The following is a 20,093-nucleotide window of genomic DNA, read 5'->3' as shown; positions in this document are numbered from 1 at the left end:
TACATAATGTACCATGGCGACAACGAGCGGCGCACAACTCAGGAAACGCTACCGTCTGATCACCCGCATGGTGATCGGCATCACGGTGCTGTGTCTTGCGCTCGCGGTCTGGCTGGCCCGCGACTGGGCGGGAACCCGCGCCCGGACGGCGCTGAGCGCCACTGCGGAGGAAAGTCTCGCGCTTCAGATCGAGGCTCTGGGCGGTGTCATGGAAAAATACCGCCTGATCCCGCCCTTGCTGAGCCGGCGCGATGATGTGCGCGACTATCTGACGGACGGCACCGCAGCCGATCCGGACAGGCTGGATGTCCTGCTGAAGAGCACCTCGGCGGCCTCCGGAGCGCGGGATATCGCCATAGCCGACAACCGGGGCAATGTTCTCGCATCGGCAAGCGGCCTCGTGGAAACGGACACGGTGGTAAGATCGGGCCTCGCCGAAACGGTCGCCCAACGGCGTCTCGGCCGCGCGGCACTGCGGCTCGCCGACGGCTCTCGCGCCTACGCCTTCGCGTCCCACATCGCCGGACTGGAGAATCCGGACGAAAACATCGGCATGGTCCTGGTGCTGGTGCCTTTTGGCGCCATCGAGGCAAACTGGTCGCTGTCGAGCCATCCGATCTTCGTCACCGACGGACGCGAATTCGTATTCCTCTCGAACCGACCGCAATGGGCAGCACGTCTCTGGACGGCATCGATTGCAATGCCGGACGTTGAACCGCTGTCGTACACGTCCGGCGATTTCATCCGCATCCCGGAAACCGGAAACCGCCTGTTCGTCGAAGCGGCGCGGACCATCCCGATCCTCGGCTGGACCATGCATGCGCTGGTCGATGCCAGCCCGGTCGTGACGGCGCGGCGCAACGCGGCCTGGATCGCGGCCCTCGCGGTGATCCTCGCCGGCATGTTGGCACTCTTCTTCGCGATCCGGCAGGAAGCCGCCAGCGCGCGCGCGCGCCGCGAAAAGGCGCAGAGCATGCGGCTGGAAAGGCTCGTGCGCGATCGCACGGCCGAACTGTCCGAAGTCAACCTGGCATTGCGGCAGGAAAACGATGCCCGCCGGCAAACGGAGAAACAGCTCCGCGAAACGCAGGACGAACTCGTACATGCGGCGAAGCTCGCCGTGATCGGCCAGATGTCGGCAACACTCAGCCACGAGTACAACCAGCCGCTGGCCGCGATCAAAACCTATGCGGCAAACGCAGAGAAGATGATCAAGCGCGGCAAATATACGGCCGTGCCGGACGTGCTTGCGCGCATCGGCCAGATGGTCGATCGCATGAATGCGCTGTCGAAGACATTGCTGACATTCTCCCGCAAGCCCGGAACGACACTCGATACGGTCCCGGTGGAAACGATCATCTCGGAAGCGCTCATCCTTGTTGGCCAGAAGGCGAAGAAGGCCGGCGTATCGGTTGTCACCGATATCGAACCCGGCGTAACCGCCCATACCGGTCGGGTCCGTCTTTCCCAGATCGTGGTCAACCTCGTCGGAAACGCCGTCGATGCCATGGCCGGCGACGATGCCGCGGCGCCTGCCGGGTCCCGCATCGAAATCAGTGCACGCAGCGACGGGGATCGGGTCCAGATCAAGATTGCCGACAACGGACCGGGTATCGATCCGGAAGTGCGCGAAAAGGTGTTCGAACCCTTCTTCACGACCAAGCCCGTCGGATCCGGCCTCGGTCTCGGCCTCTCCATCGTCGACAGCGTAGTGCGGGATCTCAGAGGCTCGGTGCGCATCGAACAGCGCGATGAAGGCCATGGCGCTTGCTTTGTCATCGACATTCCCGCAACCGAGCGGCAGGCGGAAGCGGCCGAATGAGGATCAGGCGCGAATGAACGGCAAAAGCCAAAAACCGGACATATTGCTTGTCGACGACGATGACGACCTGCGCCATGCACTGCGCCAGGGTCTCGAACTCGACGATCTGGCTGTCACCGATTTTAAACGCCCCGCCGATGCGCTTGATGCGATCGGCCGCGACTTCGCCGGCGCGGTCATCAGCGACATTCGCATGCCCGGCATGGACGGGATGCAGTTCATGGCAGAGGTGCTCGAGATCGATCCGGCGATCCCCGTGATCCTCGTGACAGGCCATGGCGACATCCAGATCGCCGTGGATGCCATGCGCGAAGGCGCCTATGATTTCATACCCAAACCCTTCCGGGTACAGGACCTTGGCGCGGTCAGCCGCCGGGCGCTGGAAAAGCGCCGCCTCGTTCTGGAAAACCGCATGTTGCGCTCGGAGCTCGATTCCGGATCGGGCATCGCCGAACGCATCGTCGGACGCTCGCCGGCAATCGCGACGCTTCGCAGCGAAATCGATCTGATCGCGGGCACCGATGCCGACGTGGTCGTTCTCGGCGAAACGGGCGCCGGCAAGGAAGTCGTCGCCCGCGCCCTGCACGACTTTTCCGCGCGCGCCTCCGGACCCTTCGTCGCCCTCAATTGCGCCGCCCTGCCACCCGACATCTTCGAAAGCGAATTGTTCGGCCATGAGGCCGGCGCCTTTACGGGGGCGGCGCGCCAGCGCATCGGCAAGCTCGAACATGCGAATAGCGGGACCGTATTTCTCGACGAGATCGAATCCATGCCGCTCGACCTGCAGGCGAAACTGCTGCGCGCCATCGAGGATCGATCCATCGAGCGTCTCGGCTCCAACAAGTCGATCGCGCTCGATGTCCGCTTCGTCGCAGCCACGAAATCCGACCTCGGCCGCGAGGCCGACGCCGGACGTTTCAGGGCCGACCTCTTCTACCGCCTGAACGTGGTCTCGCTTTCGATTCCGCCGCTTCGCGACCGCCGCGAAGACATACCGCTCCTTTTCGAACATCTCGCCCGTCAGGCGCGCGCGCGTTATCGCCGCGAAATCCCCGACTTCAATCCCGTCCTCGAACGGGAACTTCTCGACCATTCGTGGCCGGGCAATGTGCGCGAATTGCGCAACATCGCCGACCGCTGGGTTCTGGGCCTCTGGAACGGCTTCAACGGAGGCGGCACATCCTCCGCCGAGGATTTCGAAGGTCCGCTTTCCGAACGCATGGCCGCATTTGAACGCGCAATGATCGAGCGGGAAATCCGCAAGGCGGGCGGCAAGCTCAAGGATGTCTATGCGGCGCTCGGCATCTCGCGGAAAGGCCTGTACGACAAGATGCAGAAGCACGGCATCGGAGGCGCGGACGCTGACGATGACTGACCAGGATTGCATCCATCGTCCATTGTGAGATCCGTCAAGGCGATGCAATGCCGCCCGGCTACAGCCCGGATGAACGACTGCCTTTCGATCATCTCTGTCGTTTATCGCGATTCCCGTTTCTGGGAGCGCAATGTGGGGCTCACCCGCAAACTCGACCTGCAGGACGAGTGAATCATATCGGGCCAGGGATTTTTCGCGCTTGCAGGAAAACGCCGCTGATAACCACCAGCCCACCGCGCGGTATGTATAGATTACGATACACAGCGCGGCCGCGATGGGTAGAATTCTACACATCATGAACGGATGAAAGCCCGAAACTCCCGGGAATTTGGCTTCTGTTGCAGTTGGCACGCCGCGTGCAATGTTTAGCGGCGAAAGGTTTCGACGCCTTTTCAGGGAGGAGAACAGCCAACGCCGCAAACGCCGGCCATGGTCGCCTTCCTGTGACGTGAGACCGGGGAATGGTCCCCGCAGTGGAGGTAAATCTCATGAAAAAGCTTCTCGGCGCTGTTTCGGCGCTCGCCATCTCGTTGACCGCAACACAGGCTCTGGCCCAGTGCGACGACGGCGAAATGGTCATCAAGTTCAGCCACGTCGTCGCGGCGACCGGCCACCCGAAGGGCGATGCCGCGACGATGCTCGCGGAACGCGTCAACGAGGAAATGGACGGCAAGGCCTGCATGGAAGTCTTCGCGAACTCGACGCTCTATGACGATGACAAGGTCATGGAAGCGCTGCTGCTCGGAGACGTCCAGCTTGCCGCTCCGTCGCTTTCCAAGTTCGAGGCCTATACCAAGAAATACCGGCTCTTCGACCTTCCGTTCCTGTTCTCGTCCCTCAGCGCCGTGGCCGCCTTCGCCGACTCCGATGCCGGTCGCGACCTACTCAAGGTCACCGAGCCGAACGGCTACACCGGTCTGGGCTACTGGTCTTCGGGCCTGAAGCAGTTCTCCGCAAACAAGCCGCTGCTCGTTCCCTCGGACGCGAACGGTCTGAAGTTCCGCGTGCAGACCTCGGATGTGGCCGTCGCCATGATCGAGGCGATGGGCGCGTCGGCGCAGAAACTGGCTTTCAAGGAAGTCTACGGCGCGCTTCAGACGGGCGTCGTCGATGGTCAGGAAAATTCCTGGTCCAACATCTACACCCAGAAGTTCTTCGAGGTGCAGGACGGCATCACGGAAACCAATCACCAGCTGCTCGCCTACCTGCTCGTCACCTCGACCGACTGGCTGAACGGTCTCGACGACGACGTGCGCGAGCAGTTCGTCGCCATCGTGGATGACGTGACCCGCACCGCCAACGCGCAGGTTGCCGAGAAGGAAGCCGCCAACCGGCAGAACATCATCGATGCCGGCGCAACCGTTCGCGAACTGTCCCCGGAACAGCGTGCCGAGTGGGTCTCCACCATGAAGCCCGTCTGGGAGCAGTTCCAAGGCGACATCGGCAAGGACCTGATCGACGCCGCCGTTGCATCCAACGGCTCCTGATCCGCTGACAACGGGACCGGCGTTTCACCGCCGGTCCCTCATTTTTCCGGGGAAAGCGCCATGAAGGCGCACATTGTTTGAGGGGAATGAAGCGATGGCTGTCTTGTGGCCTTCCGTCTTGCTCGTGATTCTCGTCGCGATTCTGTTTCTGGCTGAACGTAAATATCCTGAAGCGGTAAACACGCTCGAGGAGAGCATCATCGCGTTCCTTCTGGCAGCGATCACCATCATCTCATTTACCCAGGTCGTCGCGCGTTACGGCTTCAACAGTGGCTGGGGCGGCGCACTGGAACTCACCCGCATCCTGTTCGCCTGGCTGATCCTTTTCGGCATGTCATACGGCGTCAAGCAGGGCATGCATCTCGGCGTCGATGCCCTCATCCGGACCTTCCCCAAACCGCTGTTTCACGCCGCCGCCCTGTTCGGAGCGATCTGCTGCCTGCTCTATGCGATGATGCTCCTCCATGCCGGCTGGCTGTCGTTCTTCGGCGGCAAGGAGATCACCAGCTATCGCCAGTCCGGCGCGCTTGGCTACTGGACGCTGATGTACGGCACCGGCATCGGCCTCGACGACCTTCGCTACCCCGTCTGGATGCAGGAAACATTCGGCCTCCAGGAACGGGTGCAGCGGTGGGTGGCCTATCTCATGCTGCCCATCGGGCTTGCCCTTCTCGCGTTCCGCAGCCTTCAGGCGACTGTCGCCATCGCGCGCGGCGAGCGCGAATTGATCATTGCCGGCCATGAGGCGGAAGACCTCGTGGCCGAAAACCGTGACGTTTTGAAGGACTGAGCGCTATGGAAACCGGTATCCTTTTTGCTCTCGTGCTCGGCCTGCTGTTCCTCGGCGTTCCCGTCGCGGTCTCCCTCGGCCTGTCGTCGATCATCGTCATCGCCTTCTTCTCGAATGACTCTATGTCGTCGGTTGCGCAGCAGCTTTTCACCGCATCGCAGAACTACACGCTGCTTGCCATTCCCTTCTTCGTCCTGGCGTCCGCCTTCATGTCGACGGGCGGCGTCGCCAAACGCATCATCCGGTTCTCGATCGCCTCGGTCGGTCATTTCCGGGGCGGCCTCGCCATGGCTTCGGTTCTTGCCTGCATGATGTTCGCCGCCCTGTCCGGTTCTTCGCCGGCGACCGTCGTCGCCATCGGAACGATCGCCATCGCCGGCATGCGCCAGGTCGGATATACCAAGGAGTTCGCGGCCGGCGTGATCGCCAATGCCGGCACGCTCGGCATCCTCATTCCGCCGTCCATCGTGATGGTCGTCTACGCAGCGGCAACCAATGTCTCGGTTGGCCGCATGTTCCTCGCCGGCGTGGTACCCGGCATTCTCGCCGGCCTGATGCTGATGGGCGCGATCTATGTGATCGCCCGCCGGCGCAATCTGCCCGCGGAGGAATGGAAGGGCGTCGGCGAAATTCTCAATGGCGGCAAGGAAGCCGGCTGGGGCCTGTTCCTGATCGTCATCATCATCGGCGGCATTTATGGCGGCGTGTTCACGCCGACCGAGGCCGCCGCGGTCGCCGCCATCTATGCGTTTGTCATCGCGGTTTTCGTCTATCGCGACATGGGCCCGATGGCGGGCCGCCGCTGGCTTGGCGACACGGAAAGCCGCGGCACGCCGGCGCATGTCGGCTTTTCGGCGACGGTCTACGCGCTGGCCTTCTTCTTCGTCTGGATGGTGCTGTCCTTCTTCGTCACCGCCGACTGGGAGAACGTTACCGCCTCGGGACGCGCATGGGTGGGACTGGCGCTGTCGCTTGCCGTCCTCATCGCCTATTCGGTCTGGCGCGATCCGGCCTCCAACCCGGCCAACATCCCACGCTTCGTGGTCGCCGGCCTGCCGGTCTGGGGGCGCAATTTGGGCCTGATCGCCCGGCACTTTTTTGGCGCGTTCTTCCACGCGGACACGCGTAAGGTGATGATCGACTCGTCGAAGACGATCATCATGCTGATGTTCATCATCGTGAATGCGCTGCTCTTCGCCCATGTGCTGACGGCCGAGCGCATTCCCCAGGCCATCACCGGCCTGATGGTGGATGCCGGCTTCACCTGGTTCACCTTCCTGATCGCGGTCAACCTGCTGCTTCTGCTGGGCGGCCAGTTCATGGAGCCCTCGGGCCTGTTGCTGATCGTCGCACCGGTGGTGTTCCCCATCGCAATGGAGTTGGGCGTCGATCCGATCCATCTGGGTATCATCATGGTGGTGAACATGGAGATCGGTATGATCACGCCGCCGATCGGTCTCAACCTGTTCGTCACATCGGGAATAACGGGCATGAGCCTTATTCAGGTGGTGCGCGCGGCGGCGCCCTTCGTCGCAGTGCTGCTCGTGTTCCTGGTCATGGTGACCTATATTCCGATCTTCTCGACCGCACTGCCCTACGCGTTGATGGGCCCCGAAATCATCACGCGATAGTACTCACGGTTCATCCGGCGCCTTTGTGCGCCGGATGACGTAAAGTTAACTAGCATTTTTACCAGTGCAGACTGCGTTCGCGCTAAAGTAGTGGCGAAACTTGCCCCGACATTGCTGCGGCGATCAAAATCCAGTGCCTAAAAAAGCAATACAGCCTGTTTTTGTGCCAAGCAGAATTGCTTGCGGTCATAAATTTGTTAACCTTTGGGTAACTGATTCGTGCCAGCATGAAACAGTGGTGGCATTTAAGACCGTCAGCTCCTCCCTCTGCGGTCTGAAGAAGCCGGGCGATCTTTCCCAAAAGGTCGCCCGCTTTGTTGTCAGGCGCCCCGTTCGGACATCGCCCGCCGCATCAGATCCTCGATCAAGCTACGCTGCTCGTCGAATGCGAGACCGGTGACGAACTCCATCTTGCCGGCGATCGCCAATTGCGCGTAGCCGTGAACCATCGACCAGCATGCGGCCACGTCGCGCCACCCCTCCTCGCTCGCGAAAGCCTGCCGTCCGCGCACATTGCCCACACCATTGACCAACACCGAAAACGCCGCTTCCGAATGACGGGCAAGATCGGGATCGTCGCCGGTGCGGCGTGACATGCCGAACATCAGCTGTAGCAGTTCGCGATTGGTCTCGGCAAAGCGCACATAGCCGATGCCCGCCGCCACCAGCTGCGCTGTCTTGTCCGCTTCCGATGCCACCTGTTCGGCGCGCATGGCTGCGGTCAGCCGCTCGAACCCGGATGCGGCCAGCGCGTCGAGCAGCGCGTTGGCGTCTTTGAAGTGATGGGCCGGCGCCGCATGGCTGACGCCCGCCCGCCGCGCCGCGCCGCGCAATGAAAAGGCATCGACGCCCTTTTCGATCAGTTCCGTCTCGGCCGCCGCGATCAGCGCCGCGCGCAGATCGCCATGGTGATAGGATTTGCCGGAACGCCGTGTCGCCATGCCGTCTTCTCCGCCTGCGCGAATCGTCGGCGACAATCTATCTTGACACCGAAAAGACGGCAAATCGGCAGAGCGGATCAGCCGGCGAGAAAGTCTCCGATCCGTTCGATCGCACGCTCGATGTTCTCGGCGGAATTCGCGAAGGACAGACGGATGTAGCCCTCGCCGAGAATTCCGAAATCAGGACCGCCGATCAGCGCCACACCGGCTTCCTCAAGCAGTGCCGAAGCGAGTGGTTTCGCCTTCCGTCCGGTCTCGGAGACATTCGGGAAGGCATAGAAAGCGCCTTTCGGCGTTGCGCAGCTGATGCCCGGAAGCGCGTTCATCTTCTCGACGACGATATGCCGGCGTGCATCGAAAGCCTGCATCATTGTTTTCACCGCGTCCTGCGGTCCGTCGATCGCCGCGATGCCGGCGAATTGCGAGGGCGCGTTGACGCAGGACCAGCAATTCACGGCCAGTTTGCGCACCTTGTCGATCAGCCCGTCCGGCCAGATCGACCAGCCGAGCCTCCAGCCGGTCATCGCCCAGGTCTTGGACCATCCGTTGAGGACGATCAGCCGGTCGCGAATTTCCGGATAGGTCAGCAACGACGTGTGCGTCTCGCCGTCATAGGTCATCACGTCGTAGATCTCGTCCGACATGATCGCCACGTCCGGGAAGGCGGCAAGCCCCTTCACCAGCGCGTCGATCTCCGATTTTGGCGTCACGCCGCCGGTCGGATTGGCCGGCGAGTTGAGAATCAGCAGCCGCGTCTTGTCCGTGATGAGACCAAGTGTTTCCTCCGCCGAGAAGGCGAAGCCGTTTTCCTCGCGGATCGGCACGGGAACCGGTGTGGCGCCAGTAAACTCGATCATCGAGCGATAGATCGGGAAACCGGGATCGGGATAGAGGATCTCCGCGCCCGGCTCGCCAAATAGGGTGATCGCCGCATACATGGTCGGCTTTCCGCCCGGCATGATCATCACGCTGTCGGGCGAAACCTCGATGCCGGTCGTCGCCAGCGTACGGCGGACCACTGCCTCACGCGTCTCGAGAATTCCATTGGCGGGCGTGTAGCCGTGATGGCCGTCGCGCAGCGCCTTCACCGCGGCTTCGACAATATGATCCGGCGTTTTGAAATCCGGCTGCCCGATGCCGAGATTGATGATATCGCGGCCTTCCGCCGCAAGCTGCGTCGCGCGCGCCAGCACCGCGAAAGCATTTTCCTCTCCGATACGGTTATAGGCGGCGACGGTGTGCAGCATATTGCTTCCCCTACAATTTGCGGAATGAAGCTCTCTTGCATTTCGGGTAGGGAAACGCAATTCCGGACCGGTGAGGACGAATTCGATGCAAGACCTTTCGACCTGGACGCCACGTCCAGTGCCCAATGCGGAAGTCATGGAAGGCCGCTTCGTGCGCCTTGAGCGCCTGTCGTCGCAAAGGCACGGAGACGGCCTTTATGCCGCCTCCACCATGCAGGACGCCGATGCCCGTTTCCGGTGGCTGCCCGAATATCCGCCCGAAAGCCGAGAGGCCTTTCAGACCTGGCTCGACAAGGCCGAAAAGAGCACCGATCCACTTTATTACGTCGTGATCGACAAGCATTCCGGCAAGGTCGCCGGCCGCCAGACTTTTCTGCGCATCGACCAGGCCAACGGGGTCATCGAGATAGGCCATATTCTCTGGTCGTCCATCATGGCGCGAACCCCTGCCTCAACCGAGGCGTTTTATCTGTTCGCACGGCATATTTTCGACGATCTCGGCTATCGTCGCTTCGAATGGAAATGCAACGACCGCAACGAGCCCTCGAAACGCGCGGCGGAGCGCTTCGCCATGACGCATGAGGGGCTCTTCCGCCAGGCGGGCGTCGTCAAGGGCGAGAACCGCGACACCGCGTGGTACTCTCTGCTCGACGGGGAATGGCCGCAGGCAAGGGCCGCCTTCGAGACATGGCTCGCAGCTGAAAATTTCGATGCCTCGGGCCGGCAGCGCACCGCCTTGTCGACACTCACCGCCCGCACGCTGGTCGCCAACGGCATCCGCCTCGAACGCATCGGCTTCGAAAAACGGGGGCAGATCGAGGAAATCCAGGCCGCATCCTACGCGCGAACGCGCGACCGCACCGGCGACGACCCCATGCCGCTCGGTTGGGACTATGGCGAAATCTTCGCCAATTGCGAGGTGTGGATGTGCAGTCGAGACGACAAGCCCGCCGGCGTGCTGATCCTCCGCCGCCAAAAGGGTGACCTCTACCTGGAATCGATCGCCACCACGCCGGCCGTTGCCGGCATGGGCTATGGCCGTGCCATGATGGCCGGCGTCTTCAATCGCGCGCATGCATTGACGGCGCCGGAAATCCGGTTGAAGACACACGCGCTCAATCCCGCGCTCGACTGGTATCGGCGGCTGGGCTTCGAGATCGAGCGCGAGGAGGATCTCGGCTCGCGTACGGTCATCCACATGGTCGCGCGAGTGAGTTGAGCATTCAGGACACAGTGGAGTATCGCATGTCAGGACAGTTGCAGGGGAAGATCGCGGTGGTCACGGCGGCCGGCCAGGGTATCGGGCGCGCCATCGCGGAGGCGTTCGCCGCCGAGGGCGCGACGGTCCATGCGTCCGATCTCGATCTCGGCAAGCTTGACGGGCTCGATGCCTCCAAGGCGCGGCTGGACGTCACCGACACCGACGCCGTGAACGCCTATGCGGCGGCGGTCGGCGGAATCGATATCCTGGCCAACGTCGCCGGCTTCGTCCATCACGGGACGGTGCTCGACTGCGAGGAGAGCGACTGGGATTTCTCCTTCGATCTCAATGTGAAATCCATGCATCGCATGATCCGCTCCTTCCTGCCGGAGATGCTGACCCGCGCTGCCGCGAACGGCACGTCGGGGTCGATTGTCAACATGTCGTCCGGCGCATCCTCGCTCAAGAGCGCCCCGAACCGCTATGTCTATGGCGCGACCAAGGCGGCAGTCATTGGCCTGACGAAATCAGTTGCACAGGATTTCATCCGTCAGAACATCCGCTGCAACGCGATCTGCCCCGGCACGATCGAATCCCCGTCCTGGCACGAACGTGTCGATGAACTCGGCAAGAGCGTCGGCGGAGCCGACAAGGCACTGCAGATGTTCGTCGATCGCCAGCCGATAGGTCGCGTCGGACGGGTCGAGGAGGTCGCCGCGCTGGCGGTTTATCTGGCAAGCGATTCCGCGGCCTTTACCACCGGAACGGCGATTCCGATCGATGGGGGATGGACGCTCTGATGTCCGAGAACAAGAACCAATACGACAGCAAGACGCTGGCCACAGCGGCGGCAATCTTCATAGGCTTCGCGCTGCTCATTTTCTTCCTGCCGAACATCATGCAGGCGGTCGGTGGCGAAAATCGAATCCTTGCGGGCGCCATAGTCGTCGGCGTGCTCGTGCTGCCATTCGTCGGCCTCTGGCTGCGTGGCCGCATGCGGCGCAAGGGCGAATAAGGTGAGGATCGTCATCACCGGCGCGGCAGGCATGATCGGCCGCAAGCTGACCGCCCGCCTCATTGCAGACGGCAAGCTCACGGGCCGGCAAATCAGCGGCCTTCATCTCCAGGACATCGTGCCGGTCGATGTTCCGCCGGCGGATTTTGCCGTGACGGCCGAGACCAGCGATCTGGCTAATCCTGGCGTCACTGAGGCATTGGCCGCGCGCGAAGCGGACGTGGTCTTCCATCTCGCGGGCGTCGTGTCGGGAGAAGCGGAACGCGATTTCGACAAGGGTTACCGCGCCAATCTCGACGGCGCGCGCGCCCTGTTCGACGCGATCCGGCTGCGCGAAGACTATTACCCGCGCGTCGTCTATGCCTCCTCGATCGCGGTCTTCGGCGCGCCATTTCCCGACGCGATCGGCGACGACTTCCAACAGGTTCCGCTGACCTCCTACGGCGCGCAGAAACTGATCGGCGAATTGCTGCTGGGCGATTACTCGCGGCGTGGCTTCCTGGATGGCATCGGGCTTCGCCTGCCGACCATCTGCGTGCGCCCCGGCAAGCCGAACCTTGCGGCATCCGGCTTCTTTTCCTCCATCATCCGCGAACCCCTGGCCGGAAAGCCTGCGGTGTTGCCGGTTTCGCGTGACGTGGTGCATACGCATGCCAGCCCGCGTTCGGCCGTCGGCTTCCTCTTGCATGCCGCGGGGCTCTCCTCCGAGCGTCTCGGCGCACGCCGCAATGTGACGCTTCCCGGCGTTGCGGTTTCCATCGGAGAACAGATAGAGGCATTGCGCCGTGTTGCCGGTGACAAGGCCGTGACCCTGATCCGCGATGAACCGGACCCCGAGACCCGGGCCATCGTCGATTTCTGGCCGCAGCGGTTCGACGCGAAGCGCGCACGTGACCTCGGCTTCACAGCCGAAACGACCTTCGACGACATCATCAGGGTGCATGTGGAAGACGAGTTGGGCGGCTCGCTTTAGCCTAGGCGGCCAGCGCTCCGCCGAGAAGGATCAGGCCGAGCACCATCACCAGCGCCGCGCCGCCGATTTCTATTCCGCGATGCAGCCGGTTCGACATGGCACCCGAGCCGGAAACACGCAGCGCCGCGTTCTTCGCGGTGACCGCCAATGTCGCCAACGCCGAAACCGTGATCGCTGTCCCCACCGCCATGGCGAAGACGGAGAGAATTCCGCCGACCACGAGACCGTTCAGCAGGGCGAATGTCAGGACGATCAGCGCGCCGGAACACGGACGCAATCCGACAGCCGCAACGGCCGCCCAGGCGGACCGCCAGTTCATCGGACCCGCCAGCATCTTCGGATCGGGCGCATGCGAATGACCGCAAGTCTCGCAGATTTCGCCGTCGCCATGGTGATGATGGTCGTGGTGATCATGATGATGGTGCGCATGGCCATGATTATGGTGATCGGCGGCTTGAACGGCAGCCGACGAAAGGGATGCCGGCGCCTTGCGCCGACGCAGCTTTGTCATCAAAAGCCAGAAGCCGAAAACGGCGATCAGCGCATAGCTTGCCGTTTCCATGAACCATGTCGCGTCCGTCATGGAAACCGCCGTTCCACGCAAGACCAGATAGGCGGTGCCCACGAGCACGACCGCGGAAATCGCCTGCAGGATCGCCGACAGGAAGGAGAGCAAAACGCCGCGCCTCAATAGCGTCTCGTTCGCCAGCATGTAGGAGGAAATCACCGCCTTGCCGTGACCCGGCCCGGCCGCGTGAAAAATGCCGTATGCAAAAGACAGGCCGACAAGCAGCCAGGCCGCGTTGCCGTCCTCGCGCATCGCCTTCAGCGCATCTGTCATTTCGCGATAGAAGCTCCGCTGCATCTCGTTGATCCAGAGGAAAAAGCCGCCAAAGAGTCCGCCTGTTGGCTGAACGACGGCTTCGCTTGCCCCGATCCCGAGCGACGACTGGGCATGTGCCGCCGATGCGATCAGGAGGGCCGCAAGCGCGGTTCCGATTGCGATTCGCGGTCCCGTCACCCGTCTCATTTGCAGGTCACCTCCATCCGGGTCGCCAGGAGTTTGGACATGTCGGTCGGATCGTTGAAGAACGCATCGGTCAGCGTTGCCTGGTTCTGCGCGATCGCTTCATCGGGATCGGGCACGACCATCTTGTGGCTGCAATTGGCGGGCGCGCCCTGCAACACCATGTTGTTCTCGTCGTAGAAATCGATAGCGGTGTAGAAAGTCGGATCGAACACACCGAAGCTCGGCGACGAGCTTATTTCGATGCGTTCGGCCGGCACCGCCGTGAAGAACATGATCAACTGGCCGTCCTCGAACAGCGCCTTCATGTCCTTCACCGGCTCCACATTGATATTGTTGCTGCCGACGGTGATGGACTGGAAATAGTCGAAATCGGCCAGCGAATCGGCGACCACGGAGGCCACCTCTTCCAGTTCCGGCGGGTCCAGCCGATTGTCCGTATCGGCATCGAATTCGAGCAGGACCGTGGAGGAGAACAGTTCGTCGAAGCGCCAGATATGCCGCAAGGCGTTGACATGCCCGTCCGGCGCCACTTCGACCTCGAGCCGCGCCTCGGCGAAAACATGCGGATGCGCGAAAGCATGTGTCGCGCCGCCCAGGCATCCGGTGACGCAGGCGAGCACTGATAGAAAAGTCCGTTGCATGGCTGGCTGCATGTCTCCTGAAATCCCCGAAAGCGAGAGCGCAAAAACCCGGCGGGATTATGTCGCCGCCGCACCGTAATCCTTGAACCACTCGGCAAGATAGTCGACCAATGCGCGCACCTTGCCTGGAAGATAGCGCCGATGCGGATAGACCGCGTAAATTCCCGCCTCTTCCGATGTCGATCCCGGCAGGACTTCCACGACCGCGCCGCTGGCCAGATCGTCCTTCACGATAAAATCCGGACACAGCGCGAAACCGAGATTCGAAAGCGCGGCGGCGCGGGTGGAAAGAGGACTGTTGACCTCGATCGGTCCCGTGACCGTAACGCCGGCGACGCGCCCGTCACTGTCCTTGAGTATCCAGTTGTTGCGTCGTCGCGCATTGGTATCGACGATACAGGGGCGCGTGGAAAGATCTTCCGGCTTTTCGGGCGCGCCGTATTTGGCGATCGTTTCCGGCGTTGCGACGATCTTCAGGCGAAATGGCGCAAGACGCCGCGCAATCATCGCGGAATCCTCGAGTGCGGTTACGCGAATCGCCAGGTCGAAGCCTTCTTCGACAAGATCGACGAAACGGTCGTCGAGTTGAATGTCGAGCCCGATTTCCGGATTGGCGGCGGCGAAATCGATCAGCGCCTGGTCGAGTGACGAATCGGCGAAAGAGCGCGGCGCCGCAATCTTGATTCGGCCGCGCACGCCTTCCCGGCTGTCGCGCACCATGTCCTGCAACGTGTCGATCTCGCGCACGATCTCCACGGCGCGGATGTAATAGGTATGTCCGAGTTCGGTCAGCGAGAACTGGCGCGTAGTCCGATTGAGCAGGAGTGCGCCGAGTTCGTCCTCCAGTTCGCGGACATATTTCGACAACAGCGCCTTCGACCGTCCAATCTTGCGGGCGGCCGCGGAAAAGCCCTCGTTTTCCACGACGGCGATGAAGGCGCGCATACGCGTCAAGGTATCCATGAAGGCTACTCCTGGGTCGGGTCGGGTATTGGCACCGTCAAATGGCTTCGAACCCGAACGCGATTTTCGTTTACAGAAACTGCACGCAAAAAAAGATTCGGCAAGCCCGATTTCTTCATTGAAATGCAAATGATCTCGCATTAAATCCGCCTCACCCAAAGTCGCACGTGCCTGTGGGTGTCCGCCGACCCCTCGAATTGGTGAGGGGCACGGCAAGGTACCCGGAGCTAACCCCTCCGGTCGCTTCCCGGCCAACCGGACAAGCGAGGACATCTTGAAGCAACGACGGTCGGGTCTATCACTCGTCCGGCGGTCCACACGCCGGAATAGCGAGAGACACAACCATCCTTGCCAAACGTGCGGTCGGGCGTTCCCACCAATCAATGGCAATCAAGACCGGCAAGCCGGTCTGAGATTTTTCGCGTGGTTCCGAAAGGACCGGTGCATTCGCGCCTGTCCATGCCGGGACCGCACCCGTTGTCGCAGCCCCCGCTGCCCGGATACGCCGAAGGAACAGTGCCATGACGACCGCACGCATCCATGACTTCCTCGCCACCCGCCGCCCCGCTTCCCCTTGCCTCGTCGTCGATCTCGACGTCGTGCGCGACAACTATTGCGCCTTCACCAAGGCGCTGCCGGACAGCCGCATCTTCTACGCCGTCAAGGCCAATCCCGCGCCCGAGATCCTGAAGCTCCTCGCATCGCTCAACTCCTCTTTCGACACGGCGTCCGTGGCCGAAATCGAGATGGCGCTCGACGCCGGTGCGACCGCTGAACGCATCTCCTTCGGCAACACCATCAAGAAGGAACGCGACATCGCGCGCGCCCACGAACTCGGCATCCGTCTTTTCGCCGTCGACTGCGTCGAGGAAGTCGAGAAGATCGCCCGTTCCGCACCGGGTGCGCAGGTTTTCTGCCGCGTCCTCACCGACGGCGAAGGCGCCGAGTGGCCGCTGTCGCGCAAATTCGGCTGCGCACCGAAAATGGCCGTCGATGTCCTCGCACACGCCGCGCGCCTCGGCCTCACCGCCTATGGCGTCTCTTTCCATGTCGGCTCGCAGATGACCCACCTCGCCGCATGGGACAAGGCGCTGGCAGACGCTCGCTGGGTGTTCGAGCGCATGTCGGAAAAGGGCATCACCCTGAAGATGGTCAATATGGGCGGCGGTTTCCCGACCCGTTACCTCAAGGACGTGCCCACGGCGAAGGCCTACGGCCAGGCGATCTTCGACGCGCTGCGCAAGCATTTCGGCAACCGTATCCCGGAAACGATCATCGAGCCGGGCCGCGGCATGGTCGGCAATGCGGGCGTCATCAAGTCGGAAGTCGTACTGGTGTCGAAGAAGTCCGACAACGACAACGTGCGCTGGGTCTATCTCGACATCGGCAAGTTCGGCGGCCTCGCCGAAACCATGGACGAAGCCATCCGCTACAACATCGTCACCCCGCGTGACGGCGATGCCGCGGAGCCCTGCGTTCTGGCCGGACCGACCTGCGACTCCGCCGACGTGCTCTACGAAAAGACGCCCTATCCGCTGCCGCTGTCCCTGACCATCGGCGACGAGGTTCTGATCGAAGGCACTGGAGCCTACACGACGACCTATTCGGCCGTCGCGTTCAACGGCTTCGAGCCGTTGCGCTCCTACGTCATCTGACCGCACGCGCTTTCGGGAATACGACAATGAACTCGCTGGTTCATGACGGCGACGCCGTCACCATTGCGCTCGAATCCGCGGCCGACGTCGCAACCCGCGACGCCGTGCTGGCGCGCGCAATGTCGCCCAACTGGAAAAAGAAGACCTCGCAGAAACTTCGCGCCGGCCGCAAGCCGGCCGAAGGGCTTGCTTTCGTGGCGCGCGACAACGCGGCCAACGTGATCGGCACCGTGCGGCTGTGGAACGTTTCCGCGGGCATCGACGCCGATGGCCACTCGGTTTCCGCGTTGATGCTGGGGCCGCTCGCCGTCGATCCGGACGCGAAGGGTACCGGCACCGGTTCGCTTCTGATGCGCCATGCGCTTTCGGAGGCAGCCCGCCTCGGCCACGGCGCGGTGCTGCTGGTTGGCGATGCGCCCTACTATGCGCGTTTCGGTTTTTCGGCGGAAAAGACCGGCACGCTGGCCCTGCCGGGACCGGTCGAGCGCGACCGTTTCCTGGCAATCGAACTGGTCGAGGGCTTCCTTGATGGCGCCGCCGGCATGGTCGTCGCCTCCGGCGAAAAGGTCTCGAAACCGAGCAAGCTGCGCCTCGTGGCATAATCAGGAGTTATCGGCGGGGGCCGATGGCGGCGCGGACCAAGCGCGGGAGGAAGCTCCCGCGCCGCCTTTTATACTGCAGCGATCCGCTGCATACAGTTGAGTGCCTTTGATAGGTCACACCCGGAAAATGCGAGCCAGCAGATGACACAGGATGCGTTGTCGGAATTTGTCGAAAGGTTTCGCGCGGATCATTCTTCGAAGATACGGAAAGACGACATTGTGCGTTGGGCCGGCTCTCTGAGCAATTGGGCCTTTTACAACGAGATCAGCATTAACCTGGCGTGGAAGTACCAGAGCGGTGAATTGAGCTACACGGTGTGCGACAGCATCATGAACGAGCTTTGGAATTCGGTGCTCGACGGCTTAGCCGAGAGCGCCGGGGATCAGGTGCCTTATCCGTTCTACGAAGTCTATGAGGCATTCGATGCCGGAGAATTTTACCGGCATCGCGACAAGAGCGATGCCCCCGTGAAAGATCACACCGATCCGATGATCTCGGAGTTGCTGGCCAAATATACCCTGTCCAGATCGTCGTAGCACATACTAAGGCCGCTTCGACCTGACCTTGGAATGGAGGCCTCGCCCCGGATTCGAACCAGGGTTGGAAGGGATTTGCACATCCCCCGCGCAGCCACCCCGCTGCTCTCCGCCGGGAAAGCGGCGATTTCGGTCGTCTTTTTCACGCGGCGGCCTCGAACTGACGATATCCCTCCTCGTAAGCCGGTATGATACGCACCACCCGAAAATAGGGCCTTGCCAGAAGCGGCGTGTCGCGCAGCCGCTCCATGGCGAAGTAATGCGCTTCCGGCGTCTCCGCTTCGATCATGGCGACATCGCTCACCTCCGCGTCGAAACTCTCGGCGTCGAAGAAGCGGAGGCGTACTGCCTCGTCGGAAAAGGCATGGGCCAGCGCCTGTTCGGCGATGGCGTTCCGCTCCGCCCGCTCAAGCGAGAGCCATTCGGGCAGAGCGTGGAGCAGCATGAACACGGTCAGTTTCATCAAGGGTCTCCGGTTGAGTACAAACGAAGAATGTGAGTAATTGCTCACATTCTCAACTCGCATATCGGAATCGCCGGTGACCAAGCCGCATCAGCCCAGAAAACAGGCCCGTCAGGCCCGCGCCCGCGCCACCGAGGCGGCCATCGTCGAGGCGGCGGCTCGCATTCTGGAGGAGGATGGCGCATCGGCACTCACGACCAACCGTATCGCGGAGCGCGCCGGTGTGAGCATCGGCTCGCTCTACCAGTATTTCCCCGACAAGCGCTCGGTGATCGCCCAGTTGCTGCGCCGCGAGCGGGCGGCGCTGCTCGACGGCATCAAGGCCTGTTCCGATGACGGCGACGATCCGCTTGCCGCCGTCGGCGCCCTTGTCGATGCCGCCCTGCGCCACCAATTCGCGCGCCCCGCCATGGCGATGGAACTCGAACGCGCCGAAACGGAGCTGGCGCTGGATGACGAGGAAATCGCGCTGGCGGCCGCAATCGAAACGGCGATTGGTGACATCGTGCGCCGGCTCGATCCACGTGCCGATGTGGCGACGGCACGCGATGTCGTGGCCATCTGCCGGGCGATCGTCAACAGTGCTGCGCAGGCCGGCGAGACGGATATCGGCCGGATCCGCGAGCGGGTTCTCAGGGCGGTTATCGGTTACCTCCGGCCGCCGGCTCTTTCTAACCCCTGATATCGATGACGCCGCAATCGCCGGCTTCGGAGCCGAAGGCGACGCGGTAACCGTCCTTGTCCCAGGCAAGCGCCGAGACCGGACCCTTGCCGCCGCGGCGCAGCAGCACCTCCTTGCCATCCTCGAACCGCACGGCCAGAACCATCCCGTCCGAATAGCCGACGGCGACGATATCCTCCTGCGGATGGCAGGCGACCGCGGTCACCATCTGGTCGCCGCGCGTGCCCAGTTCGAGCGGCGCCTTGCCCATCGGCCCGTCCTTGCCGGAGAACGGCCAGACGATGGCTGCCGGCGCGCCCGAGGTCGCGAGCCACTTGCCCTTGGCCGACCATGACCAGCTCTTTACCTTCGCCGGGTAGCCCGACATGCGCATGTGCTTCATGTCATCCAGCCGCCATCCATGCAGGGCATTTTCCTGCATGGTCGTGACGACATATTTGCCGTCCGGCGAGAACATCACGCTTGTGTGCGCGCCTTTCCACTCCAGATCGACCGGTTTGCCGGATGTCGCCACCCAGTGAAGCGTTCCGCCATTGTACCGGGCGGTCGCAAGCCTCAATCCCTTGGGCGCGAATGCCAGCCCCTCGATGGAACGTTCCTCGGCGAATTCCTTGACCGCGCCGTCATTGAGCCGCGCCCAGGCGGTCTTTCCGGCAGCCCAGGCGACGGCTCCGTTGGGGCCTGTCGCCACCGCCGCGATCCATTTCCTGCCCGCCGTCCCGATTTCCGCGGCCACGCCTTCGCCGTTGAGCGCGCGAACGAGTCCATCCTCGCCACCGGTGATCAGCGCCTTGCCGTCGAGTGTGCGGGTCGCGCAGGTGATTCCGTCATGCATCTCGACCGCCTGATGGCCATGATCGAGACGGTGAACGGTTCCGTCGGCCAGCGCATAGACCGGCGTCTCGTCGATGAAATCGGCAAAAAGGCAATAACCGTCGAGATCGAGGGGGGCGACTGTGGGCATGCGCAAGTCCTTGTTTAGATGCGGGCCAGCGGCGCATCCGCCGGCGGGCGCAGGACAACTCCCCCCTCTGGCCG

Annotated in this window: 20 protein-coding genes; 13 read left to right on the top strand and 7 right to left on the bottom strand. The window is 62.5% G+C overall.

Annotated features, from left to right (window positions below):
• Positions 1–13: 13 nt before the first annotated feature.
• From LC343_RS16505 to LC343_RS16485, 5 genes are all read left to right on the top strand, one after another.
• Positions 14–1,822 carry a sensor histidine kinase gene (locus tag LC343_RS16505; protein WP_223478259.1) on the top strand — a complete coding sequence of 603 codons (1,809 nt, stop codon included), beginning with the start codon at positions 14–16 and terminating at the stop codon, positions 1,820–1,822.
• A 13-nt stretch (positions 1,823–1,835) separates the two neighbouring features.
• Positions 1,836–3,197, top strand: coding sequence for a sigma-54-dependent transcriptional regulator (locus LC343_RS16500; protein ID WP_223478258.1), 1,362 nt, complete (start codon positions 1,836–1,838; stop codon positions 3,195–3,197).
• Between the two features lie 488 nt (positions 3,198–3,685).
• Positions 3,686–4,684 carry a DctP family TRAP transporter solute-binding subunit gene (locus LC343_RS16495; RefSeq protein WP_223478257.1) on the top strand — a complete coding sequence of 333 codons (999 nt, stop codon included), beginning with the start codon at positions 3,686–3,688 and terminating at the stop codon, positions 4,682–4,684.
• A gap of 94 nt (positions 4,685–4,778) precedes the next feature.
• The gene (locus LC343_RS16490) at positions 4,779–5,474 is read left to right on the top strand and encodes a TRAP transporter small permease (RefSeq protein ID WP_223478256.1); all 696 of its coding nucleotides are present in this window, start codon (positions 4,779–4,781) and stop codon (positions 5,472–5,474) included.
• Positions 5,475–5,479: 5 nt separating this feature from the next.
• Positions 5,480–7,105, top strand: coding sequence for a TRAP transporter large permease (locus LC343_RS16485; RefSeq protein ID WP_223478255.1), 1,626 nt, complete (start codon positions 5,480–5,482; stop codon positions 7,103–7,105).
• A 320-nt stretch (positions 7,106–7,425) separates the two neighbouring features.
• Here LC343_RS16485 and LC343_RS16480 read toward each other — a convergent pair whose 3' ends face one another.
• Entirely contained in the window at positions 7,426–8,046 is a 621-nt protein-coding gene (locus tag LC343_RS16480) for a TetR/AcrR family transcriptional regulator (protein WP_223478254.1), read from the bottom strand.
• Between the two features lie 77 nt (positions 8,047–8,123).
• A complete protein-coding gene (locus tag LC343_RS16475; RefSeq protein ID WP_223478253.1) occupies positions 8,124–9,293 on the bottom strand; it encodes a pyridoxal phosphate-dependent aminotransferase in 1,170 nt (389 codons plus the stop codon).
• Between the two features lie 85 nt (positions 9,294–9,378).
• Here LC343_RS16475 and LC343_RS25270 point away from each other — a divergent pair, with 85 nt between their 5' ends.
• From LC343_RS25270 to denD, 4 genes are read left to right on the top strand one after another with little or no spacing between them, the layout of a single operon-like run.
• Positions 9,379–10,512 (top strand): GNAT family N-acetyltransferase, encoded by a 1,134-nt coding sequence (locus LC343_RS25270; RefSeq protein WP_338018595.1) that lies wholly within the window; start codon positions 9,379–9,381, stop codon positions 10,510–10,512.
• Positions 10,513–10,538: 26 nt separating this feature from the next.
• The gene (locus tag LC343_RS16460; RefSeq protein ID WP_223478252.1) at positions 10,539–11,294 is read left to right on the top strand and encodes an SDR family oxidoreductase; all 756 of its coding nucleotides are present in this window, start codon (positions 10,539–10,541) and stop codon (positions 11,292–11,294) included.
• Entirely contained in the window at positions 11,294–11,509 is a 216-nt protein-coding gene (locus LC343_RS16455) for a hypothetical protein (protein WP_223478251.1), read from the top strand. Before LC343_RS16460 ends, LC343_RS16455 begins: the two co-directional genes overlap by 1 nt.
• Before the next feature lies 1 nt (position 11,510).
• Entirely contained in the window at positions 11,511–12,482 is a 972-nt protein-coding gene (gene denD, locus LC343_RS16450) for a D-erythronate dehydrogenase (RefSeq protein WP_223478250.1), read from the top strand.
• Between the two features lies 1 nt (position 12,483).
• Here denD and LC343_RS16445 read toward each other — a convergent pair whose 3' ends face one another.
• From LC343_RS16445 to LC343_RS16435, 3 genes are read right to left on the bottom strand one after another with little or no spacing between them, the layout of a single operon-like run.
• Entirely contained in the window at positions 12,484–13,512 is a 1,029-nt protein-coding gene (locus LC343_RS16445; RefSeq protein WP_223478249.1) for a nickel/cobalt transporter, read from the bottom strand.
• Entirely contained in the window at positions 13,509–14,153 is a 645-nt protein-coding gene (locus LC343_RS16440) for a DUF1007 family protein (protein ID WP_223478248.1), read from the bottom strand. Before LC343_RS16440 ends, LC343_RS16445 begins: the two co-directional genes overlap by 4 nt.
• Positions 14,154–14,210: 57 nt before the next feature.
• Positions 14,211–15,116, bottom strand: coding sequence for a LysR family transcriptional regulator (locus tag LC343_RS16435; protein ID WP_223478247.1), 906 nt, complete (start codon positions 15,114–15,116; stop codon positions 14,211–14,213).
• Between the two features lie 521 nt (positions 15,117–15,637).
• Between LC343_RS16435 and odc2 the strand changes: the two genes are divergently transcribed.
• The 3 genes from odc2 (at position 15,638) to LC343_RS16420 (ending at position 17,910) form a co-directional block, all read left to right on the top strand.
• Positions 15,638–16,771 (top strand): ornithine/lysine decarboxylase, encoded by a 1,134-nt coding sequence (odc2, locus tag LC343_RS16430; protein WP_223478246.1) that lies wholly within the window; start codon positions 15,638–15,640, stop codon positions 16,769–16,771.
• 26 nt (positions 16,772–16,797) lie between these two features.
• On the top strand, positions 16,798–17,373 hold the full coding sequence (locus LC343_RS16425) for a GNAT family N-acetyltransferase (RefSeq protein ID WP_223478245.1): 576 nt from the start codon (positions 16,798–16,800) through the stop codon (positions 17,371–17,373).
• Between the two features lie 141 nt (positions 17,374–17,514).
• Entirely contained in the window at positions 17,515–17,910 is a 396-nt protein-coding gene (locus LC343_RS16420; protein WP_223478244.1) for a hypothetical protein, read from the top strand.
• Between the two features lie 142 nt (positions 17,911–18,052).
• Here LC343_RS16420 and LC343_RS16415 read toward each other — a convergent pair whose 3' ends face one another.
• Complete coding sequence (locus LC343_RS16415) at positions 18,053–18,373, bottom strand: darcynin family protein (protein ID WP_223478243.1); 321 nt, start codon at positions 18,371–18,373, stop codon at positions 18,053–18,055.
• A gap of 76 nt (positions 18,374–18,449) precedes the next feature.
• On the opposite strand from LC343_RS16415, the gene LC343_RS16410 reads away from it, so the two are divergent.
• Complete coding sequence (locus LC343_RS16410) at positions 18,450–19,055, top strand: TetR/AcrR family transcriptional regulator (RefSeq protein ID WP_223478242.1); 606 nt, start codon at positions 18,450–18,452, stop codon at positions 19,053–19,055.
• Here LC343_RS16410 and LC343_RS16405 read toward each other — a convergent pair.
• Positions 19,045–20,019 carry a WD40 repeat domain-containing protein gene (locus tag LC343_RS16405; RefSeq protein ID WP_223478241.1) on the bottom strand — a complete coding sequence of 325 codons (975 nt, stop codon included), beginning with the start codon at positions 20,017–20,019 and terminating at the stop codon, positions 19,045–19,047. The two genes, LC343_RS16410 and LC343_RS16405, sit on opposite strands and share 11 nt — an antisense overlap.
• Positions 20,020–20,093: the final 74 nt, after the last annotated feature.

This window comes from Oricola indica, assembly GCF_019966595.1.
In the GTDB taxonomy this organism is placed as follows: Bacteria; Pseudomonadota; Alphaproteobacteria; order Rhizobiales; family Rhizobiaceae; genus Oricola; species Oricola indica.
This window is presented reverse-complemented; position numbering and strand designations above follow the sequence as displayed.

Coding starts and splice junctions, on each gene's coding strand:
- LC343_RS25270 (WP_338018595.1), top strand. CDS start 9,379: ATGCAAGACCTTTCGACCTGGACGCCACGTCCAGTGCCCAATGCGGAA.
- LC343_RS16440 (WP_223478248.1), bottom strand. CDS start 14,153: ATGCAACGGACTTTTCTATCAGTGCTCGCCTGCGTCACCGGATGCCTG.
- LC343_RS16425 (WP_223478245.1), top strand. CDS start 16,798: ATGAACTCGCTGGTTCATGACGGCGACGCCGTCACCATTGCGCTCGAA.
- LC343_RS16445 (WP_223478249.1), bottom strand. CDS start 13,512: ATGAGACGGGTGACGGGACCGCGAATCGCAATCGGAACCGCGCTTGCG.
- LC343_RS16490 (WP_223478256.1), top strand. CDS start 4,779: ATGGCTGTCTTGTGGCCTTCCGTCTTGCTCGTGATTCTCGTCGCGATT.
- LC343_RS16460 (WP_223478252.1), top strand. CDS start 10,539: ATGTCAGGACAGTTGCAGGGGAAGATCGCGGTGGTCACGGCGGCCGGC.
- odc2 (WP_223478246.1), top strand. CDS start 15,638: ATGACGACCGCACGCATCCATGACTTCCTCGCCACCCGCCGCCCCGCT.
- LC343_RS16505 (WP_223478259.1), top strand. CDS start 14: ATGGCGACAACGAGCGGCGCACAACTCAGGAAACGCTACCGTCTGATC.
- LC343_RS16475 (WP_223478253.1), bottom strand. CDS start 9,293: ATGCTGCACACCGTCGCCGCCTATAACCGTATCGGAGAGGAAAATGCT.
- LC343_RS16420 (WP_223478244.1), top strand. CDS start 17,515: ATGACACAGGATGCGTTGTCGGAATTTGTCGAAAGGTTTCGCGCGGAT.
- LC343_RS16415 (WP_223478243.1), bottom strand. CDS start 18,373: ATGAAACTGACCGTGTTCATGCTGCTCCACGCTCTGCCCGAATGGCTC.
- LC343_RS16435 (WP_223478247.1), bottom strand. CDS start 15,116: ATGGATACCTTGACGCGTATGCGCGCCTTCATCGCCGTCGTGGAAAAC.
- LC343_RS16495 (WP_223478257.1), top strand. CDS start 3,686: ATGAAAAAGCTTCTCGGCGCTGTTTCGGCGCTCGCCATCTCGTTGACC.
- LC343_RS16480 (WP_223478254.1), bottom strand. CDS start 8,046: ATGGCGACACGGCGTTCCGGCAAATCCTATCACCATGGCGATCTGCGC.
- LC343_RS16405 (WP_223478241.1), bottom strand. CDS start 20,019: ATGCCCACAGTCGCCCCCCTCGATCTCGACGGTTATTGCCTTTTTGCC.
- LC343_RS16485 (WP_223478255.1), top strand. CDS start 5,480: ATGGAAACCGGTATCCTTTTTGCTCTCGTGCTCGGCCTGCTGTTCCTC.
- LC343_RS16500 (WP_223478258.1), top strand. CDS start 1,836: ATGAACGGCAAAAGCCAAAAACCGGACATATTGCTTGTCGACGACGAT.
- LC343_RS16455 (WP_223478251.1), top strand. CDS start 11,294: ATGTCCGAGAACAAGAACCAATACGACAGCAAGACGCTGGCCACAGCG.